The 12,562-nt window shown below is 46.5% G+C and carries 12 protein-coding genes; 6 read left to right on the top strand and 6 right to left on the bottom strand.

All coding sequences use genetic code 11. The annotated features are described in order from the left end of the window. Window positions 1–9: 9 nt before the first annotated feature. Complete coding sequence (gene purM / locus B6A14_RS05495) at window positions 10–1,062, bottom strand: phosphoribosylformylglycinamidine cyclo-ligase (protein WP_087909453.1); 1,053 nt, start codon at window positions 1,060–1,062, stop codon at window positions 10–12. A gap of 72 nt (window positions 1,063–1,134) precedes the next feature. On the opposite strand from purM, the gene B6A14_RS05500 reads away from it, so the two are divergent. Genes B6A14_RS05500 through panB form a run of 6 tightly spaced genes read left to right on the top strand, consistent with a single transcriptional unit; the run spans window position 1,135 to window position 6,403 of the window. After that, the gene (locus B6A14_RS05500) at window positions 1,135–2,124 is read left to right on the top strand and encodes an AI-2E family transporter (protein WP_087909454.1); all 990 of its coding nucleotides are present in this window, start codon (window positions 1,135–1,137) and stop codon (window positions 2,122–2,124) included. A 10-nt stretch (window positions 2,125–2,134) separates the two neighbouring features. Further along, the gene (gene hda / locus B6A14_RS05505) at window positions 2,135–2,890 is read left to right on the top strand and encodes a DnaA regulatory inactivator Hda (protein WP_087909455.1); all 756 of its coding nucleotides are present in this window, start codon (window positions 2,135–2,137) and stop codon (window positions 2,888–2,890) included. A gap of 19 nt (window positions 2,891–2,909) precedes the next feature. Next, window positions 2,910–3,590, top strand: coding sequence for a histidinol-phosphatase (locus B6A14_RS05510; protein ID WP_087909456.1), 681 nt, complete (start codon window positions 2,910–2,912; stop codon window positions 3,588–3,590). Further along, entirely contained in the window at window positions 3,587–4,990 is a 1,404-nt protein-coding gene (pcnB, locus tag B6A14_RS05515) for a polynucleotide adenylyltransferase PcnB (RefSeq protein ID WP_087909457.1), read from the top strand. Before B6A14_RS05510 ends, pcnB begins: the two co-directional genes overlap by 4 nt. Window positions 4,991–5,042: 52 nt before the next feature. After that, window positions 5,043–5,570 (top strand): 2-amino-4-hydroxy-6-hydroxymethyldihydropteridine diphosphokinase, encoded by a 528-nt coding sequence (gene folK / locus B6A14_RS05520; protein WP_087909458.1) that lies wholly within the window; start codon window positions 5,043–5,045, stop codon window positions 5,568–5,570. Window positions 5,571–5,587: 17 nt separating this feature from the next. Then, a complete protein-coding gene (panB, locus tag B6A14_RS05525; RefSeq protein ID WP_087909459.1) occupies window positions 5,588–6,403 on the top strand; it encodes a 3-methyl-2-oxobutanoate hydroxymethyltransferase in 816 nt (271 codons plus the stop codon). A 14-nt stretch (window positions 6,404–6,417) separates the two neighbouring features. Here the strand turns inward: panB and dnaJ are convergent, their stop codons facing one another. From dnaJ to hrcA, 5 genes are all read right to left on the bottom strand, one after another. Then, window positions 6,418–7,557, bottom strand: coding sequence for a molecular chaperone DnaJ (dnaJ, locus tag B6A14_RS05530; RefSeq protein WP_087909460.1), 1,140 nt, complete (start codon window positions 7,555–7,557; stop codon window positions 6,418–6,420). A gap of 101 nt (window positions 7,558–7,658) precedes the next feature. Further along, window positions 7,659–9,590, bottom strand: a complete 1,932-nt coding sequence (gene dnaK, locus B6A14_RS05535; protein ID WP_087909461.1) for a molecular chaperone DnaK — start codon at window positions 9,588–9,590, stop codon at window positions 7,659–7,661. Between the two features lie 191 nt (window positions 9,591–9,781). After that, window positions 9,782–10,324 carry a nucleotide exchange factor GrpE gene (gene grpE / locus B6A14_RS05540; RefSeq protein ID WP_087909462.1) on the bottom strand — a complete coding sequence of 181 codons (543 nt, stop codon included), beginning with the start codon at window positions 10,322–10,324 and terminating at the stop codon, window positions 9,782–9,784. 76 nt (window positions 10,325–10,400) lie between these two features. Next, window positions 10,401–11,495, bottom strand: coding sequence for a ferrochelatase (gene hemH, locus B6A14_RS05545; RefSeq protein WP_087909463.1), 1,095 nt, complete (start codon window positions 11,493–11,495; stop codon window positions 10,401–10,403). Between the two features lie 36 nt (window positions 11,496–11,531). Then, window positions 11,532–12,548 (bottom strand): heat-inducible transcriptional repressor HrcA, encoded by a 1,017-nt coding sequence (gene hrcA / locus B6A14_RS05550; protein ID WP_087909464.1) that lies wholly within the window; start codon window positions 12,546–12,548, stop codon window positions 11,532–11,534. Window positions 12,549–12,562 lie beyond the last annotated feature (14 nt).

Genomic DNA, 12,562 nt, shown 5'->3' on the forward strand with positions numbered 1-12,562 from the left:
TTTATCGCTTTAGATAACGATAGTTTGTGGCGCATCTTTAGGACGCTCCACAACCTCGCCAACAGTCCAAGCCTTGAGCCCTTGTGCCGTCAATGATTTGATTGCAGCATCTGCTTGGCTTGGAGAAACAATCACTACCATGCCAATACCGCAGTTAAATACGCGAACCATCTCTGCATCAGCTACGCCACCCTTCATTTGTAACCAACGGAAGAGTTCTGGCATTTGCCAGCTATCACGATGCAACACTGCTTGGGTATTTTCTGGAAGAACGCGTGGTACGTTATCCACTAAACCACCACCAGTAATGTGCGCCATCCCCTTCACATCAATCTCAGTGATGAGCTTCAAGAGAGGTTTCACATAAATCTCGGTTGGGGCCATTACTACATCGCCCAGAGGACGGCCACCTAAATCATCGCTTGGCTTTGCGCCAGCACGTTCAACAATTTTGCGGACTAATGAGTAGCCATTGGAGTGGGCACCACTCGAACCGATTGCCAAGACAACATCGCCAGGGACAATCGTATTGCCAGTAATGATTTTCGATTTCTCAACCGCGCCAACTGCAAATCCAGCCAAGTCATACTCACCTGGCGGATACATACCAGGCATCTCAGCAGTTTCACCGCCAATGAGGGCACAGCCAGATAACTCACAACCTTTAGCAATACCACCAACTACAGTAGCCGCAGTATCAACAGTAAGCTTGCCGCAAGCAAAGTAATCCAAGAAGAAGAGAGGCTCTGCACCCTGGACCAAAATATCGTTGACGCTCATGGCAACTAAGTCTTGGCCAATAGTGTCATGGCGATTCCACTCAAACGCTAAGCGAAGCTTAGTTCCCACACCATCAGTACCCGATACCAAAACAGGCTCTTTATAGCGCTTAGGTACCTCAAAAAGGGCTCCAAAGCCACCAATTCCAGCCAAGACACCTTCTCGCATAGTCTTCTTAGCTAACGGCTTAATGCGATCTACTAAGTCATCCCCAGCGTCAATGTCGACGCCAGCATCGCGGTAAGAAAGACCTTTTAACGGGGAATTAGTAGATGAAGTCATGTCAGAGTCGGAATATTGGTGAAAAATGTCACTTGGTCAGTAGAATCATTGAATTCTAGAGGATTACTTGTAATGGCTGAAATTTTTACCCCTTTTCTGGCTGCTTTTATTTTGGCCTATATCCTAAGGCCCGCTTTTCTATGGCTAGAAGGACGTCGCATGCCTGCAATTGCAGCGGCTGGGCTCAGCGTCATTCTTGGATTAGCCGTGGTCATAGCGATTTTGGGCCTCTTTATTGGTCTCCTCAAAATCGAAATTCCCCTCATCAAGGAGCAATTGCCCGACTGGATTGCAAATACCCAGGCTTGGCTTGGGCCCAAATTGGCAGAGCTTCATCTGAATGTCGACTGGGGCGCTTTAAAAACAACAGTCTCTCAAAAAATTTCAACGCATATTAGCGACAACGCTGATTCACTCATGACGAGTACTTTTGAAACTGTACTGATGTCTGGTAGCTCGGTCATCGCAGCTTTTGTCAATTCTGTTTTGATTATTTTTGTGATGTTCTATTTACTGATTGACTGGGATCACTTCTTTGGACTGATCAAAAAAATTGTGCCAGTGCGTGCACAAGAAACAGTTCATCACCTAGCGATGCACACCGATGGATTACTCTCGCAATATTTACGTGGCATGGTCATCGTCATTTCGATCATGTCTGCTTTTTACAGCATTGGTCTTAGCTTAATTGGTATTAAAGGGGCAGTAGCGCTTGGTGTATTTACAGCCTTAATGATTGTGATTCCTTATATTGGAATTACCCTTGGCCTAACGCTTGCAGTCCTCTCTGCTATTTTGCAATTTGGCATCGGTACAGAACTCTTAGCTGTACTAGTCCTCTATGGCATCGGCCAATTCCTCGAAGGTTTTTTCTTAACCCCCCGCCTAGTAGGTGAGCGTATTGGCCTGCATCCCGTTGCGGTCCTATTCGCCTTGCTGCTCTTTGGCAAACTCTTTGGATTTTTTGGAGTACTACTTGCCCTGCCGATTAGCGCTGTCAGTTTGGTATTAGTTCAATATCTTTGGTCTGTGTATACACAAAGCTCCTGGTATCAAAAATAATTTCTCAGGAATGAATACGCCTCCGCTTCCAAGACAATTTGCTTTAGATCTTAGTCACACGCCCAAAGCTAGTCTCGATAATTACTTGCCTAGCAATGACTGGGCACTCATTTCTACTTTGCAAACGCTTTGCAAGGCTTGGGAAAATCAGTCTAGATATCCAAATAGCAATCCACTCAATCATCGCTGGATTTATTGGTGGGGCCCAGAAGGATCTGGACGAACCCATCTCTTGGGGGCGATGACAAACGCCGCTGAGCATGCAGGGATTGAGTCTTTTTCTCTAAATCCCAGAGAACCCATCTCTTGGGTTCATCTTGAAGAAAAAATGAGCGCTCTAGCATCAAGTGATGCGCCCTCGGTGATTACTGTTGATGATGTAGATGCATTAGATGAGCGTTTGGTTGGCGCCCTGTTTCGCATTCTGAACGGCGTTCAGGCTAGCAAGAATATTCATATATTGATGGCGGGCAAGGCTGCGCCAGCCAATTTGGACTTACGCGAAGATCTCCGGACCCGTCTAGGATGGGGTTTGGTCTTTCAAACACAGCTTTTGGATGATGATGAGAAAATACAAGCTTTGGAGCAAGCTGCTAAAGCGCGAGGATTGGTTTTATCACCTGACGTATTGCCTTGGCTGCTAAAGCGCTTTTATCGCGATATGCCCAATTTGATGGCCTTGATTGATGCTTTGGATGCGTATTCATTAGAAACAAAACGTGCTGTAACCTTACCTCTCGTTCGCGAGCTCTTACAGCCAAAATAATTTACTTCATATTCAATTTGTGACCCAGTTAGCCCTTTTCGACTTAGACAGTACCCTCCTCCCTTGCGATAGCGATTATGAGTGGGGTCAATTTTTAGCGCGCATCGGCGTAGTCGATGGTGTTGATTATGCAAAAAAAAATGAGCGTTTTTATCAAGACTATAAAGAAGGCAAGCTCGATATTCATGCATTTCTCCGCTTCTCCTTAAAGCCGCTTTCAGAACATTCCCGCGCGCAACTCAAGGAATGGCATGACGCTTTCATGAAGGAAGTAATCAATGGCCACCTCCGTCAATCAGCGATTGACTTAGTCAAACGACATCAAGATGCTGGGGATATATGCTGCGTCATCACTGCTACTAATAGCTTTGTTACACGCCCAATCGTGGAAAGCTTTGGTATCGAACACCTGATTGCAACTGAACCCGCTACATTCAGCGATAGTCCCTTAGCCAACTTCACTGGTGAGGTTAAAGGTGTACCAAATTTTCGTGAAGGCAAGATTCAAAACTTACATGAATGGCTGGCAGCTCAAGAGCTATCTTTCGATAAGATGCCACGAAGCTATTTCTACTCTGATTCCATCAATGATCTCCCCTTATTAGAAGAGGTTAGCAACCCTGTTGCTACTAATCCAGACGAACGTCTACGCATTGAAGCCAATAAACGCAACTGGCCTATTCTTGAGTTGTTTGCATGATTACTAAATTCATCAAACGCATCTTGCGTCGCGATCCCATGGTCAAGCATACGCAAGCTAACAATACCGGGGCACCAAAACGCATTCCCAAAAAAGCGCATCGTATTGATCCCCATTTGCTCTCAAAGAATGCCGTCAAAGTCACTGACACCCTTCAGCAAGCCGGCTATGAAGCCTTTATTGTTGGGGGTGCAGTACGTGATCTTGCACTGGGGATTGGTCCAAAAGATTTTGATGTGGCTACCAACGCCACTCCAGACCAAGTCCAAAGACTATTTCGTAAAGCGCGTCTCATTGGCCGACGTTTTCAGATTGTGCACGTCACATTTTTTGGCAAAGGCCACCCTGAAATCATTGAAGTCTCTACCTTTAGAGCCCTACTTGATAATGCTGGCGATCATGTTGCCGAAAGCGGGCGCATATTGCGCGATAACGTGTGGGGCTCGCAAGGCGAAGATGCAGCAAGAAGAGATTTCACCATCAATGCCATGTATTACGATCCCTCTAGTGAAACTGTGCTCGACTATCACGGTGGCATGGCAGACATGCAAAAGAAAACTTTGCGCATGATTGGCGATCCTGCAAAACGCTATCGCGAAGATCCAGTACGTATGCTCAGAGCTATCCGCTTTGCTGCGAAAACTGGATTTACCTTAGATGCAGCAACCCGCGCACCGATTGCCAAGCTAAGCAATCTTTTGCAAGACGTCCCATCAGCTAGACTTTTTGATGAAATCCTGAAGCTACTGATGTCTGGATATTCTTGGGCGGCAATTCAAGGCCTAAAAGATGCTGGCCTTCATCATGGTCTACTGCCATTACTCGACCATATTCTGGATAGTGGCGAGGGCTCTAAGGGTGCGAATGATTTCGTGAAATTGGCATTGGCCAATACCGACCAACGTATTCAATCTGGCAAAAGTGTTTCGGCAGGATTCTTATTCGCCACCCTGCTTTGGCCCGATCTGCTTAAAAACTGGAAAGCAAATATTGCCAAGGGGATATCTAATATCCCCGCACTGCATGACGCCATGGACGATACGATTGCCACCCAAAGTAGTGGGATGACGATTCAGCGTCGGTTTGAAAGTGATATGCGTGAGATCTGGTCAATGCAGCCCCGCTTTGAAAAACGAGCTGGGCGCTATCCCTATCGGCTAATCGAATCTCCACGCTTTAGGGCGGGTTATGACTTTATGCTCCTGCGCTGCGCAACTGGCGAGCAAGACCCTGCTATTGGGCAATGGTGGACTGACTTCATTGCTGCCGATCCAGCTGGTCAAGAAGCCTTAATGGCCAGCGCTAAGACTGAACCAGGTAGCAGTGCCAGCTCACCTGCAAAAAGGAGACGTCGTAGAAAGCCTAAATCTGACTCATCTCCCGAACCTGAAGCAGGCTAAGCAAACTTAGAGAAATTTCAGTAAAGTAGTTTTATCTCAAGTTTGGAATCGTATGGCACGAGCATTTATCGGATTTGGCGGCAACATCGGCGACACACGCCAGCTCATCACTGACGCCATTGTTTGTCTAGCACTGCGCTCGGAATTACAAATTCTTGCTAAAAGCTGCTTTTATCAAAGCGCTCCTATTGAAGCGGCCGGTGACGATTACATCAATGCTGTCATCGAAATTGAAACTGAGCTCACGCCCTACGGCCTTCTGCATGTCTGCCAAGCAATCGAGCAAGAGTTTGGTAGAGAGCGTCCCTACTCAAATGCACCACGCACGCTTGATCTAGATATCCTATCTTTTGAGGGCGTGATCCAAAATGAAACTGAGCTGACATTGCCTCACCCCAGAATTATTGAACGCTCATTTGTCCTGCTTCCCCTCCTCGAAATAGCCCCTCATTTCTTCTTGCCAGATCTAGGTGAATTGAAGACTTATTTACCTAAAGTAGCCCACCAAAGAATTGAGAAACTACCCTGCAGGAACTGTAATTGCGGGGAAAAAGCCGTTTATAGCCAATCGGCGCATTAATTCATTAAACTCTCGCCATGGGTTACTTACAAGGCGATAAGCCAATCTCGATTACTAAGCTTCTCGCTATGCATACTGAGCGAGAGAAAATTACTATGCTGACCGCATATGACTCGACTATGTCAGCGCTACTCAATCGCTGTGGAGTCGAGGTCATTCTAGTTGGCGATTCATTAGGCAATGTGATTCAGGGTCACTCTAGTACGACGCCAGTGACTGTTGAGCAAATGGTCTATCACACCGAATGTGTGGCACGCGCCAATACCCACGCATTTTTGATATCCGATCTGCCATTTGCAAGCTATGGCGATCCAATACAAGCATTAGATTCCGCAGCAGAACTCATGCGCGCTGGTGCCGATATGGTCAAGCTTGAAGGCGGAGACTGGCAAGTAGACATTATTCAATATCTCGTTGCGCGTAGTGTTCCTGTTTGTGCGCACCTTGGCTTGCTTCCACAGTCAGTGCATCTTTTAGGCGGCTATAAGGTACAAGGCAAATCCAAGGATGCTGCAAGCCATATGCTCGAGCAAGCACTTACTTGCCAAGCAGCTGGTGCACAAATGTTAGTGCTTGAGGCGATTCCCTCTTCACTTGGGGAAAGAATTACTGAAGAGCTTCATATTCCAACCATCGGAATTGGGGCAGGGCCAGATTGCTCTGGTCAGGTATTGGTTCTACAGGATATGTTGGGTATTAGCCCAGGCAAGCCACCCAAGTTTGTTAAAAACTTTATGGATGGTCACCAGTCAATTGAAGCAGCTGTGAAAGCTTATGTTCGCGAAGTCAAATCCGGAAAATTCCCCGGACTTGAACACGGTTTTGCTGGCTGATTTCTCGCTAACTCTTAACTAAAGAAGCTCTTTACCCCATCAAACCAGCCCTTTTGCTGGGGGCTGTGTTTATCGCCGCCGGATTTGAGACTTTCATCAAACTGCCGCAGTAATTTCTTCTGTTCATCCGTCAATTTCACTGGAGTCTCCACTAAAACATGGACGAAAAGATCGCCCACTAAAGTCGAGCGCAATCCTTTAATGCCTTTGCTGCGCAAACGGAAAGTCTTACCAGTTTGAGTGCCCTCCGGAATCGGAAATTCAACGCGACCCGATAATGTTGGAACTTCGATTTCACCACCAATGGTTGCCGTTGCAAATGAGATCGGCATTTGCACATGCAAATCACTGCCATCACGTTCAAATACTGGATGCGGCTTAACGCGAACTTCTACGTAGAGGTCACCCGAAGGTCCGCCATTAATACCAGGCTCGCCATTACCAACTGAGCGAACGCGCATACCATCATCAATACCTGCTGGAATTTTGATTTCTAAAGTTTTTTGCTCTTTGTGCTTTCCGGAACCATGACAGGTTTTGCAAGGCTTCGGAATGTACTCGCCAGTGCCACGGCACTTAGGGCAGGTCTGCTGCATCGAGAAGAAGCCTTGTTGCACACGCACTTGGCCATGGCCATCACAGGTAGAACATTTTTCTGCTTTTGTACCAGGCTCAGCACCAGTACCGTGACAAGGCTTACAGTTACTCCAACTTGGTACACGAATCTGTGTGGTGTAGCCCTCAGCCGCTTGCTCAAGGCTGATGTCCATGTTGTAACGTAGATCCGCGCCCTTATAAACCTGTGGACCAGATTGACGTCCACCACCTTGGCCAAAGATATCGCCAAAGATATCGCCAAAAGCATCGGCAAATCCTCCGCCGCCGCCAAAACCACCCCCACTAAAGCCGCCGCCCATTGAAGGATCGACTCCAGCATGACCATACTGATCATAAGCTGCGCGTTTGTTTGGATCGGAGAGAGTTTCGTAAGCCTCTTTAGCTTCTTTAAATTGGGCTTCAGCCGTTTTACTATCAGGGTTGCGATCAGGGTGATACTTCATTGCCATCTTGCGATAGGCCTTTTTCAGGTCTTCCTCGCTGGCACCTTTTGCTACACCAAGTACTTCATAAAAATCGCGTTTACTTTTCGGCACGGCCAATTCCTCTCTACAACCTGAATGACACAAGTCGGCACGAGGCCGACTTGTTGTTTAAGCACTTCAAAACTACGTTAAATAAATGTCTGATTAAAGAATTATTTCTTGTCATCAACCTCTTTAAAGTCAGCATCAACTACATCAGCATCTGGAGTGGCTTGTTGTGCAGCACCAGGAGCTGCGCCAGCCGCTGCACTAGCTTTAGCTTGCTCTGCAGCCATCACCTTCTCGCCCAGCTTCTGACTGGCTTTACCCAAAGCCTCGGTCTTCGCTTCAATGACAACCTTATCGCTGCCTTTGATAGCCTCATCCAACTCTTTAAGAGCTGCATCGATGGCTTCTTTTTCAGCAGCTTCTAAGCTAGCGCCATGCTCTTCCAAAGCTTTCTTAGTAGAGTGCGCCAAAGCATCAGCAGTATTGCGCGCTGTTACCAACTCTAATGCTTTCTTATCTTCAGCAGCATTAGCTTCAGCATCTTTCACCATACGCTGAATTTCTTCTTCTGTTAAGCCAGAGTTTGCCTTGATGGTAATCTTGTTCTCTTTACCGGTGGTTTTGTCTTTTGCGGTTACATGCAAAATACCGTTAGCATCAATATCAAAGGTCACCTCAATCTGTGGCATGCCACGTTGTGCAGGCGCAATCCCTTCTAGATTGAATTCACCGAGCAACTTGTTTGCAGCAGCCATCTCACGCTCACCTTGGAAGCACTTGATGGTTACAGCAGGCTGGTTGTCTTCCGCAGTGGAGTAAACCTGTGAATGCTTGGTAGGAATCGTAGTGTTCTTTGGAATCATCTTGGTCATGACGCCACCAAGAGTTTCGATACCCAATGACAATGGGGTAACGTCTAAGAGCAATACGTCTTTGCGATCACCAGACAATACAGAACCCTGAATAGCAGCACCAACAGCTACTGCTTCATCTGGGTTGACGTCTTTGCGTGGCTCTTTGCCAAAGATTTCTTTTACTTTGTCTTGAACCGCAGGCATACGAGTTTGACCACCGACCAAAATCACATCGTCGATATCGGCTACGTTTACGCCAGCATCTTTGATTGCAGTTAAGCAAGGGACAGCTGTACGCTTAATTAACTCCTCAACCAAAGACTCTAACTTGGCACGGGTCAACTTCAAGTTCAAATGCTTCGGACCGCTAGCATCAGCTGTCACGTAAGGCAAGTTGATTTCAGTTTGCTGTGCGGATGACAATTCGATCTTGGCTTTTTCAGCAGCATCTTTCAAACGTTGTAATGCCAAAACGTCTTTACTCAAATCAACGCCTTGTTCTTTCTTGAACTCGGCAATGATCCAGTCGATGATGCGTTGGTCAAAGTCTTCGCCACCCAAGAAGGTATCGCCGTTGGTAGAGAGCACTTCAAACTGCTTCTCACCATCCACGTTAGCAATCTCAATAATGGATACGTCGAATGTACCGCCACCCAAGTCATACACGGCGATCTTACGATCTACCTTGTCTTGCTTGTCCAGACCGAAAGCCAAAGCAGCTGCTGTTGGCTCATTAATGATGCGCTTCACATCTAAGCCAGCAATACGGCCAGCATCTTTAGTTGCTTGACGTTGACTGTCATTAAAGTAAGCAGGAACCGTAATGACTGCCTCTGTCACTTCTTCGCCGAGATAGTCTTCAGCAGTCTTTTTCATCTTGCGCAAGATTTCAGCAGAAACTTGCTGTGGCGCCATTTTCTTATCACGTGCTTCAACCCATGCATCACCGTTATCAGCAGCAATAATTGAATAAGGCATGAGGCCAATATCTTTTTGCACTTCAGGATCTGTAAATTTACGGCCCATCAAGCGCTTGACTGCGTAGATTGTATTTTTAGGGTTGGTAACTGACTGACGCTTAGCTGGTGCGCCAACCAATACTTCGCCATCCTCAACGTAAGCGATGATGGATGGAGTTGTGCGAGCGCCTTCTGCGTTCTCGACAACTTTAGGTGCATTGTTTTCAACAACAGAAACACACGAGTTAGTGGTTCCTAAGTCGATTCCGATAATCTTTCCCATAATTACTCCAAAAAATGAAATTACTGTGTTGTGCTTCTAATGTGTTTTTTGGCAACCCGAAGGACTGCCGCAAATATTCCAATACCCAATAAGTGGGGTCTAAAAAGGGGAATTCAAGGGCTGGAATAGCAAAAAAGGCAGAAATCTGCCTTTTTGATGCTTTTTTAGGGATTTAACCCCCTATTTTTAGTTTATTTCGGGGCGCTGACTGTAACCAAAGCAGGTCTAAGTACCCGATCTGCCACGGTATAACCCCGCTGGAGTACTGAAACTACGGTATTGGCCTCCTGCTCAGACGGGACCGAAGCAATCGCCTGATGGTGGTGCGGATCAAACTTATCGCCTACCGCAGGATTAATTTCGGTCATACGACCTTTTTCGAAGGCAGACAAAAGTTGCTTGAGAGTAATTTCCAGTCCTTCTTTAAAGGCCTTGGCATCGCTAGCATCTGTACTTAAAGCTGCATATAGACTATCGGTCACCGGCACTAAATGTTCCGCAAAACTCTCAATCGCAAACTTATGCGCCTTAGCAATATCTTCAACGGCACGGCGGCGAATATTTTCACCTTCGGCTTTGGCACGCAAAAAATGATCTTGTAATTCGCCAAGCTTTTGATTGAGCTCTGCAATCTCTTCTTCAGGAGTTTTAACAGCGCCAACTTCCGGGGCGGCTTGAGCCGAACCCTCTGCTGCTGGATTTTCTTGTTCTGGGTTTTGATTTTCTTGTGTCATGGGTGCTCATTCGCTTTTCTGTATTTTGCCCTACGTAAGGCTAGTACTTTTCAATATTGGGGCAATCGATTCAATTTCAAGTAATGGATTTTTCAGCTACATCAGCCCTCGTAGCACGTTGAGCCAATTCCTCTTTAGACTCGGTGCCTAGATTCCACCCTAGCAAGTGCTGATAGGCTATGTCGCCTAAGGCTTCAATCCATTTGGGGTTGCTATTTAAACAAGGGATATAACGGTAATCATTGCCACCATGGTCTAAGAATATTTCTTTGGCTTCCATCGCAATCTCTTCGAGCGTCTCTAGACAGTCTGCCGGAAATCCTGGGCAAAAAATATCAAGGCGCTGACAACCTTCTTTTGCTAACTTCTCAATGGTTGGTGCGGTATAAGGCTTTAACCATTCAGCTTTGCCGAAGCGTGATTGAAAGGTGACGATGTACTGACCTGACTCTAGACCCAAAGATTCGCCAAGTAGGCGACCCGTTTTCAAACACTCGCAGTGATAGGGATCACCCTTCATCAAATTGCGCTTAGGCAATCCATGAAAAGACATTACAAAGCGATCGCCTCTTGCGAAATCTGGATAACCGTCTTTATCCCAAGCGCTAATCACCTGATCGCGAAGGGCGGAAATATAGGCTGGATTGTCATGGTAGTACTTCACTGAACGCAGCTCAGGCTGACTTCTCCAGGTACTCAGAACCCGAAAGACTTCATCAAAACTAGAGGCGGTAGTAGTGGCTGAATATTGGGGATACAAAGGCAGCAGCAGCAAACGCTCCATGCCCTGCTCCTTCAAGCTCTCTAAAGCTTCTTGAGTAGATGGCTTGCCATAGCGCATCGCTAGATCAACCAAAACAGTATGGCCTTCATTGGCAAACTTCTCGCCCAGCTCTTTCGCCTGCAAACGAGAATAATGCATTAGCGGTGATCCGAGTTGTGGCAACCAAATTGATGCATATTTTTTTGCTGACTGACTGCTGCGAATTGGCAAAATGATGCCGTTCAAAATGAACCACCAAATAATGCGTGGAATTTCTACGACGCGCGGATCAGAGAGAAACTCTTTTAAATATACCCTCACTGCTTTTGGCGTTGGCGCAGATGGCGTACCCAAGTTCAGCAGAAGGACTGCTGTCTTGGTGGGTCGTAGATGTGGATTCTGATTCAAAATAGTTTGTCTTTAATAAATGTTAAATACTGATCATCAATTTTGGGAGCTTAGGGCGCCTGACAGCAACTTGGAAGTGATGTCCACAATTGGAATCACCCTGTCATAAGCCATACGAGTTGGCCCAATTACCCCGAGAGTACCAACAATCTGACCATCTACGCTGTAAGGCGCGCTAATTACCGCTAAATCCTCATAGGGCAATAAATCGCTTTCACCGCCAATAAAGATTTGAATACCATCAGCATGGCTTGAAACATCGAGCAACTGCATCAGTACAGATTTTTGCTCCAACATATCAAACATCTTACGCAGCTTATCAAGATTGGAGCTTAAATCACCTACATTTAGTAGGCGACGTTCACCTGAGAGCACCATATCACCACGGCCCATATCGTAATCGGCAACACCACTTTGAAGTGCCAAAGCCATCAAACCAGAAATATCTGCCCTTAAATTATCCAGATCAGATTTGAGATGCAAGCGTACTTGCTCAAAACTTTTGCCAGCAAATTGTGTATTGATGTAGTTGCCAGCTTCAATTAACTGGCTTGGCGTGTAATCCTGGCTTGTTGGCAAAATCCGATTTTGCACATCACCCTCTGGAGTGACCATGATTAATAAGATCTTGCCTTCACCTAATCGTAAAAACTCAATATGTTTAAAAACTTGGGCTCGCTTGGGAGTCATCACCACTCCAGCAAAATGACTTAAGTTAGACAAAATCTGAGCGGCAGAATTTAAAACCCGTTGCGGGGAATCTGGCAAAAGTCCTTTTTCAAGCTCGCGGGTAGCAATTTCCTCTAATGGGCGAACAGTCACCATAGTGTCTACAAATAGGCGATAGCCTCTCGGGGTCGGAATTCGGCCTGCAGAGGTATGGGGGCTAGTCACTAGACCCATATCCTCCAAATCCGCCATCACATTGCGAATAGTAGCTGCAGAGAGGTCTAAACCAGAGAACCTGGATAGGGTGCGCGAGCCAACAGGCTGCCCCTCCTCGATATAACGCTCGATGAGGGTTTTGAGTAAAGCGCGGGAACGTTCATCCATGGTGGAAGGGATTT

It is taken from the genome of Polynucleobacter hirudinilacicola, assembly GCF_002192535.1.
GTDB lineage: Bacteria > Pseudomonadota > Gammaproteobacteria > Burkholderiales > Burkholderiaceae > Polynucleobacter > Polynucleobacter hirudinilacicola.

Coding starts and splice junctions, on each gene's coding strand:
- purM (WP_087909453.1), bottom strand. CDS start 1,062: ATGACTTCATCTACTAATTCCCCGTTAAAAGGTCTTTCTTACCGCGAT.
- B6A14_RS05500 (WP_087909454.1), top strand. CDS start 1,135: ATGGCTGAAATTTTTACCCCTTTTCTGGCTGCTTTTATTTTGGCCTAT.
- hda (WP_087909455.1), top strand. CDS start 2,135: ATGAATACGCCTCCGCTTCCAAGACAATTTGCTTTAGATCTTAGTCAC.
- pcnB (WP_087909457.1), top strand. CDS start 3,587: ATGATTACTAAATTCATCAAACGCATCTTGCGTCGCGATCCCATGGTC.
- folK (WP_087909458.1), top strand. CDS start 5,043: ATGGCACGAGCATTTATCGGATTTGGCGGCAACATCGGCGACACACGC.
- panB (WP_087909459.1), top strand. CDS start 5,588: ATGGGTTACTTACAAGGCGATAAGCCAATCTCGATTACTAAGCTTCTC.
- dnaK (WP_087909461.1), bottom strand. CDS start 9,590: ATGGGAAAGATTATCGGAATCGACTTAGGAACCACTAACTCGTGTGTT.
- grpE (WP_087909462.1), bottom strand. CDS start 10,324: ATGACACAAGAAAATCAAAACCCAGAACAAGAAAATCCAGCAGCAGAG.
- hrcA (WP_087909464.1), bottom strand. CDS start 12,548: ATGGATGAACGTTCCCGCGCTTTACTCAAAACCCTCATCGAGCGTTAT.